The sequence below is a fragment of the Proteus hauseri genome (assembly GCF_040139125.1).
Lineage (GTDB): Bacteria > Pseudomonadota > Gammaproteobacteria > Enterobacterales > Enterobacteriaceae > Proteus > Proteus hauseri_B.
Genome location: NZ_JBEEUB010000013.1, coordinates 37,784 through 62,463 on the forward strand (window position 1 = coordinate 37,784; position 24,680 = coordinate 62,463).

Below are 24,680 nucleotides of genomic sequence, written 5' to 3' on the forward strand. Positions count from 1 at the left end.
CATGTCTATCAAAGACCAATACGAAAACCTGAGCCCAAAACAGAAAAAACTTGTCTTATGGGGTGGTGGTGGAATTTTACTGGTAACAGCTTTGTATTTTTTAACCAGTGAACCCGAATATCAGACCGCTGCATCAGCAGTGAACAACAAACCGGTGACAAACTTGCTCACCAACGCTGACACACAGGGAGTTAGTCAAGAATCAATTGCCGCTGATTTACGTCGAATTGATGACCGAATTGATAGTCTATTATCCGTACAGGAATCGTATAAAAAGGAAGTTACACAACTGTATGCTCAACAAAAAATATTAGAAAATCAAAAAAATGATCTCTCTGCTGAACTAAAGCAACAGCTTGATAAGCAACTGAAAGAGAAGATTAACACGCCGGATTATACGAATAGCTTTTCCAACACCGGCAGAACTTCAAGTCAGACAGGGGGCGGTCGTAACCTGAATGATGTTTATGAAAATGATATACCGTACAGTCCGAACACAACACAGGAAGCAAATACGTCTGGATCAGATGAAGAATACCCTGAGCTGACTACCTATGATGGTACAAATAATCACGACTCAGAATCCAAAGCGAATAATACATTATCAAAATCCGAAACGGATGCAAATGTGAACCCTGAACTGGAAGGAACGTACTTACCGGCTGGCTCTATTATTTCCACAGTTGCTTTGTCAGGGATGGATGCACCCACAGCGAAAGCGGCAAGAGAACACCCTTATCCAATGTTAGTGCGTGTGAAAAGAGAAGCAATTTTACCTAATAACTACACCGCGGATATTCGTGATTGTGCAATTATTAGCAGTGGTTATGGCGAGCTATCATCAGAACGTGCCTACTTACGCAGTAACACGATCTCCTGCATCAGAGAAGATGGGGCAGTTATTGAAGCAACCTTTGATTCGTATGCCGTCGGAGAGGATGGGAAAATCGGTATTCGTGGGCGCTTAGTAACAAAACAGGGGCAATATCTTGCGAAAGCGCTTATTGCAGGATTTCTTCAAGCTGGCTCGGAAATGTTCAGTGTTCAGCAAATTCCATCTATCACGTTAACACAGGACGGAATAGGACCAACTCAGTCACCTTATCAACAAATTAACAGCAATAAGGTACAAGGTGCAGCAATGAAAGGCGTAGGCAGCGCACTCAACCGGTTAGCTGACTTTTACATGGATATGGCACAAGACCTGTTCCCTGTAATTGAAATTGACCCTGCCAGATCAATAGATTTTGTTGTCACAAAAGGCGTTCAACTTCAATTCAGACAAACCAATTAAAATACGGACTTACTCTATGAAATTTTTACTATTGCCACTGATGGTTTTAACTACCCTTTCATTAACCGCCTGTTCATCTCTTATGGTCGGTGAAACAGAGTTTGGCTGTAAAGGTATGCCTAATTCAGTAACGTGTATGAGTGTTCGTGACGTACACAAATTGACTGATGGTGAAAACTATCAAGAAAAAATTGATACTGTTTCTCAAATGCAGCTCAACGGAGAAGTAGTAAGCAAAAGCGATATGGATAACATACTCAAATCAGAAAACAGTAAATGGGTTGGTACAGAGTCTGGACAATATGTACCTGTGCCAAAACCTGCGGCAAACCCACAACCCATTAGAAGCGAGTCGATGGTAATGCGTGTTTTAATCGACCCATACGAAAACACAGATGGAGATCTTATCATCACAGGGTATGTCTACACGGAGATATCGCCTCGTAAATGGGAAGTCGGTGTTTCTCGTCCAGATCGCAAGCACAATGCGGTTCTCAAACCACTACAAACACCAGATAACCGAAAATAACTGGTGGTCAGCAACAATTTTAAAAAGGACTTTTTAAGTCCTTTTTTTATTGCCAAACAAGAAAAGAAATTTTTCAGATGTGAAAGAATCACAATCCACAGATAAATACGCAGATGGTGCAGGATTCAAAATGAAAAATAAGATACACCTTAGTTTAATATCATTAGCTTTAGCTTTCACAACCGCACACGCTCATGCGAACTATGCTGATATCGAAAAAACAAATACACAGACTGTTTTCAATCAAGAAGCATTAAAAGCACATCCCACAAAAACGCCTGATATTCCCAAATTTCTATTACCAAGCAACGGGATAATTGCACTTAATAACAATGGTAATTTACAGCTTCTTACATCGAATGGGCGATTTGTTATCAAGGGAACTTTATATGATACATGGGCGAAAAAAGATTTAACCTCGTTTGAAGAAATTCAAAAGTTTGGATCAATTATTCCTGTAAAGAACCTCAATATTAAAATGGATGATTTGCAGTCTGCAACGTGGGGAAAAGGTCCAAAGCAGACCATTATTTTCACTGACCCGTTCTGCGTTCAGTGCCATGAAACTTTACAGCAACTAAATAATCTGGACCCTGAGAAATATACTGTTCATGTACTTTCCGTAGGCGTTTTAAACAGTAATAGCCAGCAACGCAATTTTGAATTGTATTGTGCAAAAGACAGATACAGAGCTGACAGAGCAATCATTACAGGGAATAACAGTGTACGTTTCGATCAAATTGAAAACTGTGACCGTGAGGCTTTGATGAAAAGGGAAATTACCGCACAAGTTTTTGGTGTGAGTATGATCCCTTTCATTATTCGTGACGATGGAACTTACAACGTAGGTAAACCAGTTGAAGGGTTAAAGTCATTTTTGGAGAGTGGTAAATAATGGCAACAGCTACTATCTTAAAAAAATTGCAAACCTTTAAGCGTTTTTCATCTTTATGTCCAGTTTTAGCAATTCATGACGATGATAACATTTTTATTTGTGAAAATAACTATATCGGTTTTGGATTTAAATGTATTCCCTTGTCTGGTACAACGGGAAAAGAGCTCTCTCAATTAAAAACGCTTTTATCAGGGTATTTCCCGAATAGTACCGTTATTCAGATATCTTTGTTTGCCTCACCAAATATCAGCCACATTGCGAATAGATCTGATTTCTTACGCATGAATTGTCAGAATCAGGTTATGAAAACGACGAACTTAAAACGCTCACGTTTTCTGCTGGCTCATACATCGAAAGCGTTTAGCGGCACTAATACAAAAGCTCGTAACTGTGAATTGTACTTTACTGTCAAAGTGCCTATTAAAAATGATCTTTCTCCTTCACATAATGAATTAAATACTGTTAAAGAGATGCAGGGTAACTTTGAAACCACTCTTAGAATGACGGGTTTCGCACCTCAGCAACTTACAAGAGAAATATATCTTACCGCTATCACTTCAATGATAAATCAAGGCAGTAATGCGACATGGCGCGACAGAATGCCGATTGAAGTTGATGAAGATAAAATGATTTCGGAACAGCTACTAGAACTAGATAGCTTGTTTTTCGTTCGGTCTAATTATGTCGGTTTCGGCAATCCAGAGGATGAGAGTAGTAAAACAGACACAAACACTACTTTTGCAAGAACAATTTCAGCTAAAAAATTGCCTCGCAGATTTCAAGAGGGTTCGGCTCAGTATTTTTTAGGCGATTTGATGAACGGTGCAACCGGTATAAAAAACCCCTGCATCATCAACATGACACTGGTTTATCCAGACCAGCAGAATGCTAAAAGTACATTTACATCAAAACGTACAGTTGCTACACGCAACGCAGATGGACCATCTTCAAGATGGGTTCCATCAATGAAAACCACAAGTTCGGGATTTGATGTTTTGGCTCAGAAAATTGATGATGGACAGCCAATTTACAAAGCTGCCTTTTCTGTTTCAATTTTTGCCAATTCAGTTCAACAACTTAATCAATCTGTACAGGAAGCAACTAGCTACCTTAACAATTTATCTTTCAAAATGATTCCCGATGTCAATTTCGTCGCACCGATATTTCTAGGCACACTGCCATTATTTTATGAAGCAAGTGCTGACAAATTTTTCGGTCGCTCTCGAACTCTGGCGGTGGAAGAAGCACTCGTTCTTTCTCCACTGTATTCAGATTGGCAAGGAACTGGTAATCCGGTTCTGACTCTTACATCAAGAAATGGTCAGGTCCAGACAATGGACTTTTTCCAAAGCGATACAAACTACAACGTATGTATTGCCGCATCATCTGGCTCGGGTAAATCATTCTTAACTAACTACATTATCTCTGCATACCGTTCACTAGGGGCTAAGATATGGGTAATTGACGCTGGCGACTCATATAAAAAACTGTGTCAGATGTTTGATGGTTCGTATGTGGATTTTCATCCATCGACCAAACCATGTCTTAACTTCTTTGAAATTATTGAAGATTACTTTGGTGAAGATGAAGATGCAGATGAAGGAACCGGTGAAGAAGATTTAGTTATTGGTTTGCTGTCAGTGATGGCTGCACCACAAGACGGTTTAGGGGATTTTGAAACATCCCGTTTGAAAAATCATGTTGCCAAATTAGTTAGGGAACATGGTAAAGAAACAACTATCGACATGGTAGCAGACTCCTGCAAAAACGATCCTGATCAGCGCATTAAAGATATCGGTGAGCAGTTATATCCGTTCACAAAAGAAGGTCAATACGGCAAATATTTTACCGGTAAAAACAATATCTCGTTTGATAATCCGTTTACTGTACTTGAGTTGGGTCGCATTGAAAAATCCGAACACCTGAAACAAATCATTCTGATGCAATTAATTTATCAAATTCAACAGGATATGTATCTAGGTGATCGAGATCAAATGAAGATTGTAATCATTGATGAGGCATGGGCTTTACTAACAGGAAACATCGGTGCATTTATCGAAAAAGGGTATCGCCGGTTCCGAAAATACTACGGTAGTGCTATTACGATAACTCAATCTATCAATGATATGTATAAAGACCGCGTTGGTCTTGCTATCACAGATAACTCCGCATTTCTTGCCATGCTAGGACAAACAGAATCTGCGGTGAACAAAGCACGAAGGGAAGAACGTTTACCGCTCGATGAAGCTGGTTACGAATTTTTGAAAACAGTAAAAAGCCAAGCGGGTATCTATTCAGAAATCTACTTTATGAGTGCTATGGGGGGAGGAATTTGCCGGTTCATTGTCGATAAGTTTTCTTACATGCTTTACACAACAAAAGCATCTGAAGTACAGGCGATTGAGGATAAATTGAAGAAGGGGCAAGACGTCATTGAGGCAATTGATGATTATTTAATAGAACAGGGGTACGGAAACGATGATTAAAACCGTTTTTTTACCGATTTTGTTCGGGTTTATCGGTGCGGGTATTTACTCGCACTTAAAGCCACCAAAGCCACTGGTGGCACAAATTGCTGTGATAAACATGAGTAACCCTGACGGGAGTATCAAATCCCCCCAAGAACGAGCGGTAATACAGCATAGAGCTGACATTTTGAAAGGCAAAGGTTTCATCATATTCAATCAATCAGCGCTTCATACGGCTCCTGACGGCGTATACATCAGTGGAAAGCTAAAAGATAACTGATATGCACCTGAAGAAACTTTATAAAAGAATTTCAAAGAAAAAACGGGGATGGGGGCGGCAATCTCTTTATATGTTGATTATTGTCGCCACTGTCGCACCTGCAAGCCATTACATACTTAATCGTTTTTCAATTGGGATTGATCCGCAAAACTACCCCTGCCTCCCTGAACACAGAATTTATCTAATTGATAAAATGGATAAAGATATTCAGAAAGGGAAAATATTTGCTTTTCGGTCTGAATACATCAGTAGCATTGCGATCAAATTTATAGACGGTGTAGCTGGTGACAAGGTTAGGGTCAATCCTGAAGAAACCACTGTCAATGAGCTGATGGTGGGTGAAGGACTTCTATTAGCAAGAGAATCTGGTCATACAGAGCAGGAATTACAACGTGAAGGGATAATTCCTGCTGGTCACATCTGGCTAATGGGTCGAACTAAGGTCAGTTTTGACTCACGGTATTGGGGCGTACTCCCCATAGAAAATGTGATCGGGAGAGCATATCCGATATGGTAAAAAAGAAAGTTACATTATTAATTTCTCTATTAACACTGTCCATTACATCCAGTGCAAATAGTAAATTAAATATGGTTACTCCATATACAGAATCCATTCCTACTGTCGAACGAGCTACTGATACAGACATGGCAGATTTGGAAAAACTGAAAGCAGTGGCAGCGGCACAAGCTGAAGTTCACAGAGAAGCAACGCGCCAGCTTATCGCAGATAAAAACGTCATGGCAAATCAGGCTATTAACAAGCTAACGACTGATGAAGGTCAGATACTGAAGGAGATGATCAAAAGTCAGAATGAAAGTGGAAATTTCAACCAACAGCAAAAAGGTAATGTATTTTACATATTGATTTCGGCAAGTCTTAAAGATACTGAAGTAATTGATATTATGCGGTCAGTATCAGGTCGTAATGATGTAATCCTAGTTGTTCAGGGAGTTAAAAATAAAGATTCACTGGTCGATGAAATAAATCACTGGCATAAATTAATTCGCGATACGAAGTCAGAAGTGAATTTCACAATAGACCCGAACATTTTTATCAAATATGGTGTGCGAACCATTCCGACTATCATTCATGAAAATGATGGTGAATTTGTATCTCTGGTACATGGAATTTCCAATGTTAATTATCTCGATAACAAAACAGGGAATATGGGTGTGCAAGGACCAGTTGTTGAGGTAATTGAACGTAATATGCTGGATTTAATTGAAGAAGGTATTAAAAATCTAGATTTCGAGAAAATGAAAAAGGATGCCTATAACCGATACTGGAAGAATAAAGATATATACAAATTCCCTGAAGCTCTAAAAGATAGCACCCACTATGTAGACCCAAGCGTTGTGATACCACAGGATATATTATCTCCAGATGGACGCATAATTGCCAAAAAAGGGCGAGTAAACCCTATGGACGTTATCCCGTTTAACTTGAAGTTAATTTTTTTCAATCCTGCTTCAGAATGGCAACGTGTATTTGCACAACAGCAATATCAAAATGCCAAAGAAGAAAACTTAATTCCTACATTAATTGCAACTGACGTTTATGGGAACGGTTGGGAAACATTTTCCGACAGCAATTTATATGGTGATGATGCCACTTTATATTTTATTCAAGAAGGCATGAAAGAGCGTTTTGGGATTCGTAATGTTCCAAGCATTGTAACCGGTGATGATAAGCAATTTATTGTTAATGAATATGCAGAAAGGAATTACTGATGAATAAATTTAAATTGTTATTATCATCTGCACTCCTGTTAACTTCGTTAAGCTATGCAGAAAGTGTACAAAATAATAATACTGGATCATTCACATGCAAGGATAATGAATTTTTAACAAAGGGCAAAATGTTTACTGATGTTTGCTGGAGTTGCATTTTTCCGATAAAGATATCAGGAGCTAATATTGGACCTAGCGGTGATATGCCTGATGATGCCGCAAAGGGCGTATTCTGCGCCTGTCCTGACGGATTAGGGGTTTATCACGCAGGGTTGTTAACTGGAGTGTGGGAACCTCGCAAAATTATGGAAGTTACGCGAGTTCCTGGTTGCTTCTCTACGATGGGCGGGTTAAAAATCAATGTGGGGAATAAATACAGTTACGGTACACAGGTATCAGATACAGGTCATGAGATAGACACGAACTCTGGTATCAGTTTCTATCACTATCATTACTACTCTGCTCCACTGTTACGTATATTAGATTTGTGGTTGCCGAAAGGTTGTCAACCAGACGCATACAGTGACTTTGATATCATTAGTTTTTCAGAGATTGACCCAACTTGGCATAGCGCAACTCTGGCATTCTTCCAGCATCCTGAGTCCGTAGCGGTAGCAAATATAATTGCACATCAAGCGTGTACAATGGAATCTGTTGCCATTACTGGCGGCGGAAAGCCGATGAACAAGCTGTGGTGGTGCGCCGGATCATGGGGTGGTCAATATCCGTTAACCGGTTCAACATCATCAAGAGACACACCTAGGACAACCAGCTTGACCGCAGCAAAATCATTATCACTTGAACACCGCAGAGGGCTTGCACGTCTTACCGTAGGTCGTGAAGTGGCTTGTAAACCTCGTGTTTACCCAACTATCCCCAAACAACAATATAAATTTAATATGGTTTATCCAACACCAGAAACAAAGAGATCACACGTTCTTGGTGAAACTCCTTACAAGTGGCAAGGAGGATCATTCAGATACCCTACGGGGTCAGGGCAAGAAAGTACGTATATGATTTTTCAATGGATGGACTGTTGCCGTATAATTTTATAAAAAAAAACCCACGATTAGTGGGTTTTTTTAATCATGGTGAAAATAAACCAAATTATTATACTTATTTATTTAATCTTTCATTATACGCATCAATTGCATTATTATATTTAGATGTTGATACATTATCAAAGACCCCATTACATTCTATTTTATTAGTGTTGGACTTTAAAAACCCATTGGATATATTTGATTCTATTAATTTACATTGCTTCACATAATATTCCCCTAGCAAAACCTTTTCTTCATAATAAACAGCTTGTGAATATAATATAGCTGCAAGCACAAGTGGAATTAATAATAACCGACGATTAATATAACTCCCATTATCTTTAGAGATTTTATAAAGATAGTAAAAAAATAAAGCAATATTAAAAACAACACACCCAATAGCTAAATAGTGATAGGTATTCATTTACTTACCATTAATTAGGTTTCAATTGTAGTTAAATAAAGATGATCCTTACGACCATCTTTAGTCAACCTGATATATTCAATTAATCATTTTCAGTTGCGCTATCTGACACAGGTTTATCATCACGGACTGCCTTCTTCTTGGCATACTCAATCTCCAACCGCTTCATTGTTTCACCATGACGAATGATTGTGCTAAAGATGCCTCGCATACGTTTATCAGCGGTGCTTTGCGTTTCAAGAATCTCAGGCAATGGCACTAAAGAATAATGTCGGCAAACATCAAGATACTTAACTACAAGATCGAGAGTCTCTAACCCTACACACATTCTAGTTGCAAAATAAGTACGATTTTCAATAGTCATATCGCGAGGGGTAGAATAGGTTAATAACTCATATTTATCACCACGTTCATTCCCAACTTCAGATATGACTTGCACCAATGTGAGTTTGTAATTTTCTAAATCAGTTAAATTACTGTCAACAGCCTGATTGAGTGTTTTTATGATAGCAGCAGCACGATCACGTAGTAATTTATCTCGATGCATCAAACAGCGTTCAAGGCGCTGTTCCATCAAATAGGCAGCTTGGCTTGCTACATAGAACCGTTGATGATATGCATCAATTGCAATAGTAGTGTCCAAGTGCATTTTGTATTCAGACGACGGTACAGAAGTTACTTTTTTCCGTCTTGTTTTTTGTGTAGTCGTTGAATCGACAACTTCTTTCTCCTGACTCATATTTTCTCCAAAACCGGTTTCAAAGACCTTCATTATACGTACCAATAAAAAAGATCTTTTCATGATAGCAACAAAAATTGCAATCAAAAAAGGGACTTGCATTCTTAGTTTTTTTGAAACAGAATAGTTCCGTTACAAGTGTCTGATTGACACTACCTCTAGCTATGTTAACTCATAGTTCAATTCAGAGAGATTTCAATAATCCCTCGCTCCCCCGAAGTAGTTTTGACTACTAACGGTTTTAAACTCTCCAATAATACCCAAGTTTACGAAGGTAAATTATATGTTAATCATATCAATACTAGTGATTGGTGTGCTTGTTCACGCCTGCCTGAACTATAAATTCACGGTTGCATACGCTTCAATAATGTTTGCGCTTGTGTTTTTGTGGGATGGATCACTACCAAACGTAGAAAGTTTTAGCACTAAAAATCTGGTTTCGATTGCTATCAGTACAACTATCTTCATGATTTTGTATCTGAATAAACGCAATAGAGATCAGCTAAATAGACGAAAGGCACATTTTCGCAATGCCGATGATGTGAACCTATATCCAAACGCTGAAGTTCCAACTTCACACGAGTTAATGATTGCACACGATTGTGAGCAAAAAGACGACTCAAGCAATAATTATCCGGAAATTTGCGCCTCAAATAGCGATAGATTGGATAGAAACGAAGCACAGCTTTCATCTTCTAACGACTGTCGAAAGGGTTCTCACAAAGAATACCACGGTATTTTACGTGATTTCGGAGTAGCGCACTACCAGTTCAAACCTCAAAACAGACGGTCCTATTACGTTCGTATTGATGAAGATATCATTTGGGGTTTAGGTCTGGCAGATGCAATTGCTAACTCAACGGTGCAGAAAGGTGATTTCATCACTCTCAAAAAAGAGCGTGAAGAAGTTGTTGAATATGCCCGTATAATTGATGAGTCAGGAAACCGACTCGGTAGTGAGAAACTGGCAGCTCCCAAACGGAGATCTTTCTGGTTAATCACAACTGTTTAGCATCACGCTTAACAGTCAAGGCTTTTCTACGCCCTAATAAAATATAATCAATCATTGAATATACTTTATTCAAAAACTCTGAGCTCATAGTTTTAATTATGTGTCTCTTATTAAATAAATAGGTGAAAATATGTGTGAATTATCATTCTCAGGTAAAATAAATATTATTCGCTCGACTCAAGTAAAAGACAAAATAGTTTATGATGTCATGCTTGAAGATCAAAGTGCTTACTTTCATATAGTTTGTAAGGACACCAAACTTGCAGAGATATTATCAAATGCAAAAAGCAATGATACGATATTTGCAAAGGGTGAGGTTAAATTAAAAGAATCTGTAATTAACAATATTGTTAAAGAAAGATTCTATATTCTTCCATTTATATTATCAATCAATGGCGTTAATACTTATCAAACGAAATCAGAGGTTGAAATAGATGAAGAAGCAAGACAACAGCGCGTTAGAAGTTTAGAACGCATCAGAGAGTTAACGGATATATTAAACTTTAATAAATCCAGAAATTCGCTTGATGAATCAAATAAAAAATTGGAAGAAAATAAATATGATAATAATCAGCTATTGTTAAAAAGCCAATTATTAAGTTCATTAGATAGTAAAAAATCTATTTGAACTAATATTCATCAATTCCAATTCAAACAATAGCCGCTATATGCGGTTTTTTTGTTTCTTAAATAGGTATCTTATATATGTCATCATCGAATATAGTTCAAGGTAGCAAAGCTGTTTCTAACATAATTGCAAGTTTAAAACCGAAATTTACTGAGAACTCCCTTAGTGAAGCATCGTATTTTAATGAAGCAATTTTTGCTAAGAATCAGATTGATAACAACAAAAAACTAATGGCGATTGCTATTAATAATCCCGCTAGTTTTAAAACTGCATTTTTACAGCTTGCAACAACGTCACTAACGTTAGACCCTGCTCAAAAATTAGCATACTTAGTACCCAGAGATGAGCGTGTTATTCTTGATGTCTCGTATTTGGGGTTAATAAAAATGGCTATTGAAGCTCAAATGTGTAAAAACTTAATTATAGATTTAGTTTTTGAAAAAGATAAGTTTGAGTTCAATGGCAGACGGACACCACCAACACATCACTATGACCCTTTTGCAGATGTTGGAAATATTCTTATAGACCAATTCGACAAAGGCTCAATCGGTGAAAGAGGTAATTTCAGGGGGGTATATGTTGACTACCTTCTGCATGACGATACTCACTTGATTTACTTCATAACCAGACGTGATATTGCAAGTGCCCGTTTAAAATCTGCAAGTTGGCTGTATAGTCCTGATAAATCTCCGTGGTCGTTGTTTACTACACAGATGATCAGAAAAACTGCTATCAAATCCTGTATACACTTACTTCCTAACGCTAATCAGGCAATCATGCGAACAATTGATTATCTGAATACAGATGGGGGTGAGGGTTTTACTCAAAATCGTCCTGTTTCGCTCGAAACAACTAGTTATGAAGCTGTACACGCATTTACTGACCAAGACTCAGCAGTAGTAACAGACTCGTCTAAAAACGTGTCTGAGGCTATTGTAGTTGATGTCATTCGTAATGGAGTGAAACGGCGGATTGACAAGCTAGTTGAACGGTGCAGCAAGACCAATGCATTTGAAAGTATGCTTGATGAAATCTCAAATAACTTTGAGTTTAATCCTACAGAAATTGAATATGCAAAGGAAGAATTAATAGCAGAAAGAAAGAATGTATTTAATAAAATACTATCTAATGCAATCCAGAATAATGATTTTAAAGATGTTGATAATTTCATTTCAACTGTTTCAGGCTCAGATCAAGTAGCATTTATAAAAACACTTGAGCAAGTTAAATCTGATTTAGCTTGTTGCCGACAGTTATTCTCTGATTGTAAAAAACAAAGCGATATGGCACCACTTATAAATAAGTTGTCTATTATCGAATTTAAACCGTTATCTGATTATATTTTGCGTACTATTGAGCAGAATTAATAGATATCAACCGGACCCGTAGTTTATCTACGGGTTTTGGATATTAATATGAATAATTTCGATATATATGATCTCATTCAAGGTTCTGATAAATGGTTAAGCTGGAGAAAAACGGGTGTAACAGCTACGTGTACCCCCACTCTTAATCCCGACGTTAAAAATGAGTTCAGCAATACTCCTTACAGCTTATATTTAGAATGGATCGGAGCTATTCCGCCAAAGGATTTGTCATGTATACGGCAAGTTGAAGTAGGGAAGCTATCCGAACAGTTCGCCCGACACTGGTTTGAAAATCAGTATGGGGAAATCAGTAGTCCTTGTTGTGTGCGAAGTAGGAAATATCCGCACATGATAGCCTCACTTGATGGACTTATTGAAAATAATGATGTTGTAGAGTTCAAAAATATATCCCCAAAAAACCACCGTTTGTTATTAGAAGAAAAAGCAAAATCTTCAATTTTCAACTATTACAAATGGCAGGTTTATCATCAAATGGTAGTTACTGGCAGCACATATGGGTACTTGGTATTCTGGTCTGCTAAAGAAACACCTCTTGTCTTTAAATTAAAAATTAATGACAAAATAATAAATAAGGTTGTTACCATCACTAAAAGATTCTGGAATTGCGTTAATAACAAAACGCCTCCTGAGTTTGATGTAAATAAGGATATAATTTATTTAAATAGTGATGATGTACTAAAAGAACGTAATATTAACCCTGAAGATTTAATATCACGCACAAAAAAGTTAGTTGAATTACAATCTGCATTTCAATTAGCACAAAAACAATTGAATGAAGCTAAAGAAAAAGTAGCATCATTTGATGAACAGATAAGAAATGAAATAAAGGTTTTCTCATCTGTATTAAAGTTACAACCTAATGCTCCCTTGAGGCTTGAAGGCTTTGGTATTCGATATTTAGAATCTCACAGCGCTCCACGGTTTTCTTGGAAGAAGCTAAGAGAGAAATTAGGTATCAATGAAGAAGATCATCCTGATTGTTATGGTGAGTCGTCAATTAAAACATCAATAACAAGTTATGAATATCATTCTTCCAATTCAATATCACCTTCTGATAATCATTATGACAATGAAAGCCGTCAGAAAGGTGATTCAATAATAGATATATATAATTATTTATAATAACCCTGAGTTTTAATTCAGGCGTTAAGGACTATCAATGAATAATATCATTAATATGACAACTTATGCTGCATCCGATGAACAGAAAAGTTTTGGCGTTATTGATTTAACTCAAGATGAAAATGAAAAACTTCGTATGTTATTACGTGTCACAAACACTGAAAGAAATGATTTATTAAACCAAGCAAATAACATTGCTTTGTTTGCTGATTTCCTAAGTGTTAAATACAAAACAAATAAATGTCTTATTGGTGGAAAATCATTTCTCATTCCTTTTATTACTAAAAGCATGAGAGATTTTGATATTGAAACTTACATGACTAACGTAAAACAAGTAACAACATTTGTGAATGGCGAGATATTAAAAAGTCAACGTCATTGCGGTGTTGTTAATTGTTCAATTTAACAAACTTAAACCTCAAATTAATTTGAATGTTTATTATTTAAATAGGTAAATATATGAACGCTGTAAATAACAGTTTTGATATTAAACGTAACACTCCGGTCGATATGGAATCTTTAGGTATTATTCTGCCTGAGAATTTAAAGGGCAAATATAGTATCAAGGGTTTTTCTAATGACCATCAATTTTCAGAGTATATCCCGAAATTTAATGAGAAGTATGTGTTTGAACCTTCACTCAGAAAGCATGTATTAATGTGGTTTGATAACCCATTAGATACATCACTCTGGATTTCTGGACCTACTGGCTGTGGAAAATCTTCAATAGTTGAGCAAATTGCTGCTCGTATGAATTGGGGATTGATGAAAGTAACAGCCAGTCCTGATCTTGATATGAGTAGCTTACTCGGTAGTTTTCGCCTAAAGGTCGATAAATTAACGGGTGATCAAGAAACCGTCTTTCATGAAGGACCGCTAACCATCGCGTATAAGCATGGGTTGGTTTTTCTGATTGATGAGTATGACCAATTAGAACCTTCCGTAGCTAACTCCCTCAACGGGATCTTAGAGATGGGTTCTCTTGTCATTCCTGAAACAAATGAATGCATTCATCACCATGAAAACTTTAGATTTGCAGTAACTGCAAACAGTAATGGGACCGGTGATATGACAGGAAATTACAGTGGTGTAAAACCACAGAATATAGCCAACCTCGATAGGTTTATGTTTGTTGAGGCTGACTATATGCCCGAAAAAGAAGAACGTAAGCTACTTGCTTCATTTTTGTCTGATCCTGAATCACATCAGTTACTGACGGATGGGCTGATAAAGCTGGCTAACGATGTACGTAAAAGTACATCTGCGACAGTCACTAGCTTCAGTAGTACCGCTATTTCAACTAGAAGCCTTGTGAATGTTGTTCGCCGTTTCGATTTTATGCTTCGTTCTAAACAACCACCGGTAGATATTCTGTTAGATGCATGGCAATTACATATCTCTAACAGAGCTCCTGAAGATGAAAAAATAGCATTGAACGATATGTTTAATGTTTATTTTAAATCTTAATTCAAATCTTATTTTTAATTTTAATTATTAATAAATCGACAAGGTAAATAGATTTATCTATTTGCCTTTTTTAAATATATAAATATGTAGGTGAATTTATGAGCCCAAACATTCTTGAAAATGTAGTAATTTTTTCTCTGGAAGGTATCCGTTTAACTACTGGAAGAAAAACACTTAAAGGTAAAGATATTAAGGTTATTAACACTGGAGATATAGTTCTGCCTCCCGAAACAATAGCCAGCCTCGGAACCAAAAAGGTTATTGACCCTGCAAAAATCAACAAAATGCGTACCTTTCGTACTGGTGCTGATGCAATCTGTTCAAAATATGGTGTTCCATTCTTGAACGGGTATGCAGTGCCGACTTCACTTGCAAGTCACGTAAGGCAGCAGCTAAATGATTTAAAGGACCAATTCTATATATTCAAAAATGAGTTTTTATCCGCTATATCAACTGATTTTCTTTCATGGTTAGATAAAGAAGATGAAACTGTAAAAAAACTGTTTGAGTCCGAAGTTATTGACGTCAAACGGTTAGATGAAAAGCTACAATTTGGTTTTTCTTCTTTCAATATTTCACCCTTTGGTGAAGGCGAGTCAGAAGAAAAAGTACAAAGCCTTAAAGAATCTGTCCTGCTTGATGTTGTTGATAGAATTTCTGAGTTACGGGAACGTGGCTCATACAATGCATCAAACATATCTCAAACTACACTCAATACGTTACGAGAAGTTGCAAGTAAGCTGAAAGGATTAGCTGTATTAAATCCAGATGCTGGCAGTTTAAGTGATTATTTGAGTAACTTTATTTCAACGTTGCCAAGCGTTGGGAGATTGTCTAATGACGAATCAATTGCCGTAACAACACTTTTTATTACGTTATCAGACATTAAAACTTTGAAGCAGTTAATAAACTCCACCAATTTGAACAATGTATCAGATGTGGAATTAACTGTTTTACCACAAACTACAAACAACATTGATTTATCAACTGCCATACCAACTTCAGTACCTGTAACTGGTAATACTGATAGTGATTTCATTGAAATTATAGTCGATGAAGATGATGTTGCTGAACCAACAGAAAACGATTTAAACATTGTGAATGTCGCCGAAAACTCACAAACGGTTACAGTGCCGAATGTGAGTCAAGATGTTGTAGAAAATACGACACCAACTCCGACACCAATTGATGTTCAATCAGAACCTGAAGTAGTTTCTTCGGATCTACCTGTAAATTCACCCTTTAGTGTTGAAGATGAAAATCAGGATGTTCCATTTTTCTACTAATAATATGGGAAACCAAACTAACGCCTGAATTTATTCAGGCGTTTTTATTTAAATAGGTATATATATGAAACAATTAAGAAGTGCAGCCTCATTAGCAATCGTTGCTAATGTATTAGCTGGCAAATTTGACATTTCAATTAAGTTTACTACTGACGAAGCGTACTGTGGTGTATCTGAAAGTGGTAAATATGAAATAGGGATTCCTTACACAACTGATACATCTTTCGGTAATATTTTGTTAGGTTTTTTAATTCATGAAATTGGACATGCCAAATTCACTGATTTTTCATTTGTTGCTCAAACAGGCAATAAATATATTAGTGTATTAGAAAATATTTGCGAAGATATCTGGATTGAATCAAAGTTGGAGCATGTTTATGGTGGTGCCAAGTATTACTTGGATGCCGTCAGACAACATGTTTTTACAGAAAAACCTATTAACTCCGTCATTTCCATTGAGGAAAAAATAACGTTTTTCATAAACTATGTTTTACTGCATGGTAGAAGTAAATACAACGGAGTCGTTGTTAACAACATTAACGAACTAAAACTTCAATTCATTTCAATCTTTACCGAAGCAATTTCTGACAAAGTTGATAGATTATTAGAAATGGTGCTTTTATCCACAACTACTGTCGATAACAATCTGATTGCCAAAAAATTATTCATTGTTCTAGCAACAGCCCTTCAGCTCAAACCACAAGATACGTTACCTCCCTCTAATGGTAGCTCTGACGATGCTGGTAACTCTGAAGGTAATGCCCCTGACGGTTCTGGTAACTCTGAGAGTAATGACCCTGATGGTTCCGGTAATTCTGAGGGTAATGACCCTGACGGTTCTGGTAGCTCTGAGGGTAATGACCCTGACGGTTCTGGTAGCTCTGAGGGTAATGACCCTGATGGTTCTGGTAACTCTGAGGGTAATGCCCCTGACGGTTCTGGTAGCTCTGAGGGTAATGACCCTGATGGTTCAGGTAACTCTGAGGGTAATGACCCTGACGGTTCTGGTAACTCTGACTGCTCTGGTGTGGGTGAAAGTTCAAATGGACCTAATGACGTCAATGTTTCAACCGAAACTGATACTGACGACTTAGATTCAGATCCAGAGAGTTTTAACGATATTTTTAAGGACGTTTCATTCGATAGTGTAAATGACAATGTTATTCAAGATATAACATCTACAATCTCGAATACGGAACAACTTAAAAAGGATATGGGTTCCAAGGGAATAGTTAATGATTTTTTTAACGTTGCGATTATTAACACAGAGTGGAAGAAAAATTTTAATCAAGCCACACAAACAATAACTTCACTTGATATTAAGAGAAGTTTGAATACAGGATGTAGATTACGCCGGTCATTTGAAAAATTAGTCCATGATAATACTACATCCACTTCACGGTTAAAGGAGCAAGGCGCAAGAATTAAATCCAGTAAATTAGCAGGTGTAAAAACGGGAAACACTAACATTTTTAAGACTAAAAGTGTTATCCAAAGCCCAAATTGTGCTTGTTCTATTTTACTTGATACTAGTTCCTCAATGCATGAATACCACTTTGATACATCCCGTATTCGAGCTGCATTATCTTCCGTCATTGCAGTATTGGAAGGGTTAAATATCACAGGTGTTTCAACAGCTTGCTATGCATTTCCTTTTTACGTTGAAGAATCCAATTCACTACTAGTACAAACGATGAAGCCAAGATATACACCGCTTCGCGCAAGTATTTCTCAAGGCGTTTTTACTCACAAAGGATGTTTAGGCTCTACTCCATTGGCTGAAAGTTTGATTCCCGTAATAAGCGAAATCGCTCTATCAAGGGAAAAGAAAAAGATGATTTTCATTATCACTGACGGAGAACCTAATGATGATAATAAGACTCAAGAAATCATCAACTCAGCAACAATCGAAGGAATAGAAGTCTGTACCTTTGTATTGAACGAAGATGGGACAAACGAAGCCTATTTCAAGAGGATATTTGGTAAAAACACTATATTTATCAATAAATTCAATGAAATTGAGCAATCCATACTTCAAATGTGTGCGAATTTAATAGTCACAGCACGATAGTGAAAGGTTACTTTTCGCGTTGTTACCCCAAATTTGCTTCACTGAAAACAACTATAAAGCCTCCCTCATCGGAGGCTTTTTTTTTGCTTGAAATTTATCACTTTAATACAAGAAAAAATAATTTTTGCAAATATAAAATACAAATATTTTCCATGTAAAAACTGAATAAAAACAGTGTTTTCCTAATGCAAAACATTTTTATTAGGTCGCTGACATCAAACATAAGTGAATTTCAATGAGAAAACATAAATATTTATCTATGGCTGTAATTGTGGCTATTTCAATTTCAGGAACAGGTTATTCTTTGGCAAATCAAGAGCCTAAGAAAGCATACGATGATTCTGAGCAGGTAATTGGTGGAAGTGTACAAGACTTGGAAAAAAAAGATGAAGGGTGGTTTTTCTATAATGAAAAGCAAGTCGCGAAACCAAAGCCAATCATTCCAACTAAACAAAAACCAGATACACCAAAACCTAAGCCACTCGAACCAAAACTAACACCAGCGCCAGCTCCTGCACCAGAGCCGAAATTTACGGTTAAATGGTATCGGGAGAACATTCAGAAGCTACGAGATGATGCAATTGATAATCCGACTAAAGAGAATGTAAGGCGATACTATTACGTGCAACGGATCATGCTTGACAAAGCCAGTCGTTATGCAGATATGGCGAGACTGGTAACTACTACTGATCCGTTCATTGATGAAAACAATCGCCGATCCACATCCTCATTTGCGGCTATGGAGCAAACACGAATAGCTGACGAAAACAGAGGACGTGTCTTGAATAGCATTTCAAGTAAAGCAGGTATCTTTTTCTTTTTTAAAGGAAAGGACTGTCCTTTATGTGAGAAGCAAGCCTTCGTTTTAAAAACATTTAGTCATGAAACCAGCATAAATGTAATTCCTATTTCTGTTGATGGTCTCCCTCTACCTCAAAATGAATTTAACAATATGAAAATTGATACCGGTCAAGCCAAAAAACTTGGAATTACTAATGTACCGGCGATTGCATTAGCCATACCGCCTAAAGATATCAGAATCATTTCGTTTAGCGCTATCAGTAGTGATTCTCTGAAGGAACGCACTGTGTTGATTGCTAAAGATGCAAAACTAATTTCTGAACAAGATTACACAAGCACACTTCCCCTTAATCACAATGGATATATTGACAGCGACATAATCAAAGATATGCCAGACGATATTTTAAATGACCCAATTCTATTTGTTGAATATATCCAAAAACGATCTCAAGTTATAAAACCTTAAAAGGCTAATTTCGTAATGAAAAAGACATTATTAAGTTTGGTTGTTACCGCTCTTTTCGGATTTACTCCTATTAGTCAATCCGCTGATGTAAACGAGCAATTAAATAAGATGTTTGGCTCTATGTCGAACACAACCAGCGGTGGTTCTTATAAGAGTGTTACTCGCGAGGGGTACGTAGGAGGGGGCTTCGTGGTCCGTAATCAGCTACGAACCCTTACACCCGTTAACGTAACGTTACCTAAAGCATCTGGTGGATGCGCCGGTATTGATTTCTTTGCTGGATCATTCAGTTTCATTAACACGGAAGAATTTATTCAATTGCTCCGAAATATCGCGGCTAACTCTGTCGGACTGGCATTTCAGTTGGCTATTAACGCTATGGATGCCGTACTGGGAGGGGAGTTATCAAAACTACAATCCATCATACAAAAGCTGAATGAATACACCGCCAACTCATGTCAATTATCAAAAGGCTTAATGGTAGATATGGCAGGTGCAATTAGCGAAGAAATGAAAACGTCAGTGTCTGCACAGCTTTCATCTAAAGGTATTCAGGATTCATTCAATAGCTATAAATCCGAGGTGTTAGGTAAACAACCGCCAATGATGGCAGCACAAAAAGCCGGTTTAACAAAACCGTGTACTCACTACGGTAATGTAATGTGGTGTTTATTAAGTAAAGGTGGATTTAATAGTGGATTTTTAAATTCTACGGACGAACAAAAGGAATTAGTTATGAGTTTGACTGGTATGGTTATTGTAAAAGAAGCCACACAATCTAATGACAAATCCACTCCTATATTGCACCAAACAATTGCTCCCATTCCTATTGAGGAAGTCTATGAACTATTGATGAAAGGCTCAAAAGAAAAAGAAAATGTTCAAATCTATGGCTGTGGTACATCAAAAGACACCTGCATAGCTCCAGCACCAAAGAAAATTAAGGTTGATGGGCTTCAGACTCAATTCTTAGATATATTTGAAAAATATAACTATCTTCAAAAATATATAAGCAATGAGAAACCTGCTGAAAACATAAAACAAAAAGTATTGTTTTTCAATGTTAATGGGGCTGTCACTAATGGCTACAAATTAATAGATGGTCAAGATACTACTAGAGCAATGCACTATTACAGAAATATATCAGAAATAATTAGTTATGAAGCAGCTTTCGTATATTTAAACGATATGTTAACTGCCGCTGAAAGCAGTGCAGATAGAATTATAGAAAACAATGAGGAACCTATTTTTGCTCATATAAAAAAACAGCGCGAAATGATACGAGATGCAAAAGTAACCCTTCGACAAATACATGATGGTTACATTGTTAAGCATGGTGGTTTAGTCAGAATAAACGAAATATTTAATACATTCATGGTTGGTACGAAACCAATTCACGTTCCAGATGGTGTGAACGCTCAATAATCAATCGGAGTAATCAGTAATGGATTTTCACGTATACACATCATCTGGTGGAGCTTCGGCGCTTTCAATGGTGTTTAACGGGCTTAGTATGCTCAGTAACGATGGTGTCTTGGCAGGATCATTTAAAATCGCTTTTTTGTTATCCATCATCGGATATGTAATAAAATCTGCCGCTGATGGTGGTAGAACCATAGCATTTCAACAAGCTGCCGTATCAGTAGTTCTATTTTTATGCTTCTTTCAAGTTACAACAAGAGTCACGATTGAAGATGTTACAACCGGCGAAGTACGGGCTGTTGATAATGTACCTTTCGGTGTTGGTTTTACAGCATCAATTATCAGCAATACTGGTTATCAGTTTACACGAAAAATGGAACAGGCATTTTCAATGCCAAGCATGACTGAAAACGGTCCCGTTGACCCATTGTATACCCTTGCATCAATGTTTGATGCAATGCGAGATCCGTTAATTTGGTCCAGTGGCGATAGTAAAAGTGCTCACTTAGAGGAAGCTATAAAGGTTTATACAAACCAATGCCTTGCATTTGATATTGCAAGAGGGGCTCAAAGTTTCATGGGAATCATGAATAAGCCATTTGATGATCAACTAGCAACAAGCCCAAACAGAACTATTGCCATTGAAGTAAACGGTAAAGTTGATGATGTGTCCTGTCTTGAGGCAATGAAAAGTATCAGGCTTATGGTTGGCGGGCAAGCTGACTCAATCGGTAAAGGTGTGCTCAGTGTAAGAAATGGGTTTAGTGAAAAATGTAAAACATACGGCTCAAAGAACCAGTGTTCACTTCCATTTGCAAACCAGACCATGACTGAAGCAATGACATTTTTTGGAGCAACTGGGAAAAACCTACGGGATTTTCAAGCACAGCTATTAATGTACCCATTCGTTGTTAATATGCCACAAACCGCTAATGAAAACGCCTATCACTCATATGCGGCAGTTGCTAAATCACAGTCGCAAATTCAACAATCATTCAAATGGGCGTCTGAAGGTTCGTCATTTCTAATTTGGATTCAGTATCTTCAGTCTTTTATACAGGCGGCTGTATACGGTCTGGTGCCATTTGTTGCCTTCGCTTTAGCATTCGGATTAATGGGCGTAGGTTTGAGCCTTAAATACGTTCTGGTGCTTTTGTGGATTCAAACATGGCAACCGTTGCTGGCGATCATGAACGCTATTATGTTAACTAAAACACAGTCTGATATCTCAGTGCTGGTTTCTGGTGCTTCTAGTTTCTCCGATTTATACCATTTGTTATTTGTTACACAGAAAAATATCGCCATAGCAGGGCACATGATGGCATCAGTACCGATGTTGGGCGCATTTGTGGTGTTTGGTTCCTCTTATGCTTTCACGGGATTAACAAAAGGTCTATCAACAACAGGTGCTCCTGATACGTCACCAATGACTCCAGATGCTACTGATTCTCCTGCTTTACACAAGCAATCAGCAGTTACTGAACAATCAGCACATAATGCAGTATCAACGATAACTGGCGGGAATAGCACTGCTCCAAAACTGGACTTATCAAATACGCGACAACAAGCTATACAATCTGCTTCCAGCAGAAATATTACAGCTCAAGAAACTTTAACTTCTGCTATTGATAAAGGTGTTAGTTCTTTGAGTTCTATGGGGATAAATACATCTCATAACTACGGATCTACCATCAATAGTGATACAGGTTTGAGCAATACAGTTAGTAATTCATCCAATAGTGGTTCGATGCTCACAACTGGTAATACATCTTCCACTATTGATGAAAGTGCCAAAATTACGGCTTTATCCGGTGACGCAAGCGTATCAGGTGGTATGGGTGTAGGTTCTCCAGAAACGGGTGGTGCTGGTGGTAAAGGAGTTTCTATTGGTGGTAGCACTGCCGTTAGCGCTCAATCCTCCGATATTCACCGTAATTCCGGAGCTCAAACAACCGGCATAATGACAAATGACTCAGTTGCAACGAATGATGCAACCAGTTTATCCAATAATATTCAATTTGCTGAACACATTGCGGATCAACTTGATAAACATGGTGGTACTCAAGAGTCAGCACAACTAGCACAAAGTATCAGACAAGCCGCCTCGCAAGCAGAAACAGCCCAAGAATCATATAGTGAGACTGTTTCTGCTAATAATTCTGTATCTACAAAACAGTCTTATACCGCAGGTCAGGTAGCAAATTTAGCAAATGAAAACAGTAATGTTGTAGACAAAATCAATAATGAAAATCTAAGTAATGATGAATTCCAGAACAGAAAAAAAGAATATCAACAGCAGCTTAGTTCCATTATGGGAGCATCGGACGCAGAAAGCGCGGCGACAATTTATGCAGCAAACGATACTGGCGGTTTAGTTAACCACTTTGGAGAATTGTTCGGTCCTGCTACAAACCCTACTGGTGCTATGAATGGCGAAGAAAGTAGAAACATGAATGTTGCACAAAATACTGCATCGGAAGTTCAAGGCAATATTTCCAGCACTCAGGGGGCTGTTAATACCAAATTCGGTAATACTACAGCTCAAGCCCAACAGTTCTTAAACAGCCAACAGACTAATGTAGAAGATGTTTCAGCTAAAAATAGTGCAGGACTAGGAATGTCTGAGCATTATTCAGAATCTAAGATGGCTAGAGAACAATTACATGGAAGTTCTGTATCAGAAAATAGCTCTCGAATGATTTCAAATGATGGCACAAGTGTTGCTGCAAGCATGAATGCATTGAACAATTCAGTTAGTAACGTGGGTGCAGATCAAAACAACATAGAATCAGATACAACGGCAAATTTAAATTCTATGAAGCCAGTAAACACAGTGGCTATGCCGTATGAACAGTCCAACAATATTACAGACGGACTAGCACAATACGCAGCTATTGCTAAAAATTCCACTTCTATTAATCAAATAAATGAAGCAGCAACAAATTTCGCAAATACATATTATGAAAATGGCGGTAATGCCAGCCGTGACCAACTTTACAGCGCACTTAATAATGTGCAAATTGAAGCAAGAACGGGTTCTGGGAATACTCAATTAAACATAACCAACAACACGTTAGCAGGTGGTAATGGCAATCAAATTCCACAAAGAAGTCGTAGGGACATAATTATCGGTACAGATCTATCACCTAGTTCTATACCAGAGAAACCTGAAAAATCAGAAGGTTCAGGTGAAGATAAAGCAATTATTACAAAAGGTAACCCAATGCCAAGAGTAGAACAAATTAAACCGCGATAACGGACATAAAAAAAGGCAAAAACATTGTGTTTTTGCCTTATCTTTATGATCTGCGTTACTCAAATTGGCATTAAAAAAAACGCCAGAAAAACGACAATAGCAATACCTAATCCATAATCTTCTAAAAAACTACCGAAACCAGAGCCGCTTTCACGCTTCCTAACATAAGCAGAGCCATATAAATCAATATCGTGTTGACGCTGTTCTGCGGCTTGTTGTTCTGCTTTTTGCATTCTCTCCGCATGACACTTACACGAACGGGTGAAGTGATAATAACGCGGTCGTCTGTATATGAAACCGTGATTAAAAGACATATCGCCCCCCTCAACTGATTAATTTATATACCATTAAATCATAC

The 24,680-nt window shown here is 37.5% G+C and carries 22 protein-coding genes; 19 read left to right on the top strand and 3 right to left on the bottom strand.

Going from position 1 to position 24,680, the window contains the following annotated elements:
* Nucleotide 1 precedes the first annotated feature (1 nt).
* From ABN099_RS17590 to ABN099_RS17625, 8 genes are all read left to right on the top strand, one after another.
* Complete coding sequence (locus ABN099_RS17590; protein ID WP_053083858.1) at nucleotides 2-1,294, top strand: TrbI/VirB10 family protein; 1,293 nt, start codon at nucleotides 2-4, stop codon at nucleotides 1,292-1,294.
* A 16-nt stretch (nucleotides 1,295-1,310) separates the two neighbouring features.
* The gene (gene traV, locus ABN099_RS17595) at nucleotides 1,311-1,823 is read left to right on the top strand and encodes a type IV conjugative transfer system lipoprotein TraV (protein ID WP_023159932.1); all 513 of its coding nucleotides are present in this window, start codon (nucleotides 1,311-1,313) and stop codon (nucleotides 1,821-1,823) included.
* Nucleotides 1,824-1,902: 79 nt separating this feature from the next.
* Nucleotides 1,903-2,718, top strand: a complete 816-nt coding sequence (locus ABN099_RS17600; RefSeq protein ID WP_237074016.1) for a thioredoxin fold domain-containing protein — start codon at nucleotides 1,903-1,905, stop codon at nucleotides 2,716-2,718.
* On the top strand, nucleotides 2,718-5,204 hold the full coding sequence (gene traC / locus ABN099_RS17605) for a type IV secretion system protein TraC (RefSeq protein WP_048607603.1): 2,487 nt from the start codon (nucleotides 2,718-2,720) through the stop codon (nucleotides 5,202-5,204). The genes ABN099_RS17600 and traC overlap by 1 nt, the downstream gene beginning before the upstream one ends.
* Nucleotides 5,197-5,466 carry a hypothetical protein gene (locus ABN099_RS17610; protein ID WP_048607601.1) on the top strand — a complete coding sequence of 90 codons (270 nt, stop codon included), beginning with the start codon at nucleotides 5,197-5,199 and terminating at the stop codon, nucleotides 5,464-5,466. The genes traC and ABN099_RS17610 overlap by 8 nt, the downstream gene beginning before the upstream one ends.
* A gap of 1 nt (nucleotide 5,467) precedes the next feature.
* A complete protein-coding gene (lepB, locus tag ABN099_RS17615) occupies nucleotides 5,468-5,983 on the top strand; it encodes a signal peptidase I (protein ID WP_048607599.1) in 516 nt (171 codons plus the stop codon).
* Complete coding sequence (locus ABN099_RS17620) at nucleotides 5,977-7,197, top strand: TrbC family F-type conjugative pilus assembly protein (RefSeq protein ID WP_053083857.1); 1,221 nt, start codon at nucleotides 5,977-5,979, stop codon at nucleotides 7,195-7,197. The genes lepB and ABN099_RS17620 overlap by 7 nt, the downstream gene beginning before the upstream one ends.
* Complete coding sequence (locus ABN099_RS17625) at nucleotides 7,197-8,252, top strand: TraU family protein (RefSeq protein WP_048607598.1); 1,056 nt, start codon at nucleotides 7,197-7,199, stop codon at nucleotides 8,250-8,252. The genes ABN099_RS17620 and ABN099_RS17625 overlap by 1 nt, the downstream gene beginning before the upstream one ends.
* Nucleotides 8,253-8,313: 61 nt before the next feature.
* Here the strand turns inward: ABN099_RS17625 and ABN099_RS17630 are convergent, their stop codons facing one another.
* Both ABN099_RS17630 and ABN099_RS17635 read right to left on the bottom strand, forming a co-directional pair.
* Complete coding sequence (locus tag ABN099_RS17630; RefSeq protein ID WP_135017221.1) at nucleotides 8,314-8,664, bottom strand: hypothetical protein; 351 nt, start codon at nucleotides 8,662-8,664, stop codon at nucleotides 8,314-8,316.
* Nucleotides 8,665-8,746: 82 nt separating this feature from the next.
* The gene (locus ABN099_RS17635) at nucleotides 8,747-9,403 is read right to left on the bottom strand and encodes a hypothetical protein (protein ID WP_135017222.1); all 657 of its coding nucleotides are present in this window, start codon (nucleotides 9,401-9,403) and stop codon (nucleotides 8,747-8,749) included.
* Nucleotides 9,404-9,686: 283 nt separating this feature from the next.
* Between ABN099_RS17635 and ABN099_RS17640 the strand changes: the two genes are divergently transcribed.
* The 11 genes from ABN099_RS17640 (at nucleotide 9,687) to ABN099_RS17690 (ending at nucleotide 24,322) form a co-directional block, all read left to right on the top strand.
* The gene (locus tag ABN099_RS17640; protein ID WP_048607591.1) at nucleotides 9,687-10,415 is read left to right on the top strand and encodes a hypothetical protein; all 729 of its coding nucleotides are present in this window, start codon (nucleotides 9,687-9,689) and stop codon (nucleotides 10,413-10,415) included.
* A 130-nt stretch (nucleotides 10,416-10,545) separates the two neighbouring features.
* The gene (locus ABN099_RS17645) at nucleotides 10,546-11,043 is read left to right on the top strand and encodes a hypothetical protein (protein ID WP_048607590.1); all 498 of its coding nucleotides are present in this window, start codon (nucleotides 10,546-10,548) and stop codon (nucleotides 11,041-11,043) included.
* 77 nt (nucleotides 11,044-11,120) lie between these two features.
* Nucleotides 11,121-12,410, top strand: a complete 1,290-nt coding sequence (locus ABN099_RS17650; RefSeq protein ID WP_048607589.1) for a recombinase RecT — start codon at nucleotides 11,121-11,123, stop codon at nucleotides 12,408-12,410.
* 48 nt (nucleotides 12,411-12,458) lie between these two features.
* Entirely contained in the window at nucleotides 12,459-13,553 is a 1,095-nt protein-coding gene (locus ABN099_RS17655) for a lambda-exonuclease family protein (protein WP_135017223.1), read from the top strand.
* Nucleotides 13,554-13,590: 37 nt separating this feature from the next.
* Nucleotides 13,591-13,959 carry a hypothetical protein gene (locus ABN099_RS17660; protein ID WP_048607587.1) on the top strand — a complete coding sequence of 123 codons (369 nt, stop codon included), beginning with the start codon at nucleotides 13,591-13,593 and terminating at the stop codon, nucleotides 13,957-13,959.
* A gap of 53 nt (nucleotides 13,960-14,012) precedes the next feature.
* The gene (locus tag ABN099_RS17665) at nucleotides 14,013-15,020 is read left to right on the top strand and encodes an AAA family ATPase (protein WP_048607586.1); all 1,008 of its coding nucleotides are present in this window, start codon (nucleotides 14,013-14,015) and stop codon (nucleotides 15,018-15,020) included.
* Between the two features lie 98 nt (nucleotides 15,021-15,118).
* Nucleotides 15,119-16,306 carry a DUF3150 domain-containing protein gene (locus ABN099_RS17670; RefSeq protein WP_135017224.1) on the top strand — a complete coding sequence of 396 codons (1,188 nt, stop codon included), beginning with the start codon at nucleotides 15,119-15,121 and terminating at the stop codon, nucleotides 16,304-16,306.
* 64 nt (nucleotides 16,307-16,370) lie between these two features.
* Nucleotides 16,371-18,377: a VWA domain-containing protein gene (locus tag ABN099_RS17675; RefSeq protein WP_210814568.1), complete on the top strand. Its 2,007-nt coding sequence runs from the start codon at nucleotides 16,371-16,373 to the stop codon at nucleotides 18,375-18,377.
* Nucleotides 18,378-18,612: 235 nt separating this feature from the next.
* Nucleotides 18,613-19,644, top strand: coding sequence for a conjugal transfer protein TraF (gene traF, locus ABN099_RS17680; RefSeq protein ID WP_048607580.1), 1,032 nt, complete (start codon nucleotides 18,613-18,615; stop codon nucleotides 19,642-19,644).
* Between the two features lie 15 nt (nucleotides 19,645-19,659).
* Nucleotides 19,660-21,069, top strand: coding sequence for a conjugal transfer protein TraH (locus ABN099_RS17685; RefSeq protein WP_071547980.1), 1,410 nt, complete (start codon nucleotides 19,660-19,662; stop codon nucleotides 21,067-21,069).
* A 19-nt stretch (nucleotides 21,070-21,088) separates the two neighbouring features.
* On the top strand, nucleotides 21,089-24,322 hold the full coding sequence (locus ABN099_RS17690; protein WP_135017166.1) for a conjugal transfer protein TraG N-terminal domain-containing protein: 3,234 nt from the start codon (nucleotides 21,089-21,091) through the stop codon (nucleotides 24,320-24,322).
* A gap of 59 nt (nucleotides 24,323-24,381) precedes the next feature.
* Here the strand turns inward: ABN099_RS17690 and ABN099_RS17695 are convergent, their stop codons facing one another.
* Nucleotides 24,382-24,555, bottom strand: coding sequence for a hypothetical protein (locus tag ABN099_RS17695; RefSeq protein WP_155405756.1), 174 nt, complete (start codon nucleotides 24,553-24,555; stop codon nucleotides 24,382-24,384).
* Nucleotides 24,556-24,680 lie beyond the last annotated feature (125 nt).

Excerpts from the sequence above, each read along its gene's own strand:
- ABN099_RS17675 (WP_210814568.1), top strand. The coding sequence starts at position 16,371 with ATGAAACAATTAAGAAGTGCAGCCTCATTAGCAATCGTTGCTAATGTA.
- ABN099_RS17620 (WP_053083857.1), top strand. The coding sequence starts at position 5,977 with ATGGTAAAAAAGAAAGTTACATTATTAATTTCTCTATTAACACTGTCC.
- ABN099_RS17625 (WP_048607598.1), top strand. The coding sequence starts at position 7,197 with ATGAATAAATTTAAATTGTTATTATCATCTGCACTCCTGTTAACTTCG.
- ABN099_RS17655 (WP_135017223.1), top strand. The coding sequence starts at position 12,459 with ATGAATAATTTCGATATATATGATCTCATTCAAGGTTCTGATAAATGG.
- traC (WP_048607603.1), top strand. The coding sequence starts at position 2,718 with ATGGCAACAGCTACTATCTTAAAAAAATTGCAAACCTTTAAGCGTTTT.
- ABN099_RS17645 (WP_048607590.1), top strand. The coding sequence starts at position 10,546 with ATGTGTGAATTATCATTCTCAGGTAAAATAAATATTATTCGCTCGACT.
- lepB (WP_048607599.1), top strand. The coding sequence starts at position 5,468 with ATGCACCTGAAGAAACTTTATAAAAGAATTTCAAAGAAAAAACGGGGA.
- ABN099_RS17695 (WP_155405756.1), bottom strand. The coding sequence starts at position 24,555 with ATGCAAAAAGCAGAACAACAAGCCGCAGAACAGCGTCAACACGATATT.
- ABN099_RS17640 (WP_048607591.1), top strand. The coding sequence starts at position 9,687 with ATGTTAATCATATCAATACTAGTGATTGGTGTGCTTGTTCACGCCTGC.
- ABN099_RS17685 (WP_071547980.1), top strand. The coding sequence starts at position 19,660 with ATGAAAAAGACATTATTAAGTTTGGTTGTTACCGCTCTTTTCGGATTT.
- ABN099_RS17590 (WP_053083858.1), top strand. The coding sequence starts at position 2 with ATGTCTATCAAAGACCAATACGAAAACCTGAGCCCAAAACAGAAAAAA.
- ABN099_RS17690 (WP_135017166.1), top strand. The coding sequence starts at position 21,089 with ATGGATTTTCACGTATACACATCATCTGGTGGAGCTTCGGCGCTTTCA.
- ABN099_RS17650 (WP_048607589.1), top strand. The coding sequence starts at position 11,121 with ATGTCATCATCGAATATAGTTCAAGGTAGCAAAGCTGTTTCTAACATA.
- ABN099_RS17610 (WP_048607601.1), top strand. The coding sequence starts at position 5,197 with ATGATTAAAACCGTTTTTTTACCGATTTTGTTCGGGTTTATCGGTGCG.
- ABN099_RS17635 (WP_135017222.1), bottom strand. The coding sequence starts at position 9,403 with ATGAGTCAGGAGAAAGAAGTTGTCGATTCAACGACTACACAAAAAACA.
- traV (WP_023159932.1), top strand. The coding sequence starts at position 1,311 with ATGAAATTTTTACTATTGCCACTGATGGTTTTAACTACCCTTTCATTA.
- ABN099_RS17660 (WP_048607587.1), top strand. The coding sequence starts at position 13,591 with ATGAATAATATCATTAATATGACAACTTATGCTGCATCCGATGAACAG.
- ABN099_RS17670 (WP_135017224.1), top strand. The coding sequence starts at position 15,119 with ATGAGCCCAAACATTCTTGAAAATGTAGTAATTTTTTCTCTGGAAGGT.
- ABN099_RS17630 (WP_135017221.1), bottom strand. The coding sequence starts at position 8,664 with ATGAATACCTATCACTATTTAGCTATTGGGTGTGTTGTTTTTAATATT.
- ABN099_RS17665 (WP_048607586.1), top strand. The coding sequence starts at position 14,013 with ATGAACGCTGTAAATAACAGTTTTGATATTAAACGTAACACTCCGGTC.
- traF (WP_048607580.1), top strand. The coding sequence starts at position 18,613 with ATGAGAAAACATAAATATTTATCTATGGCTGTAATTGTGGCTATTTCA.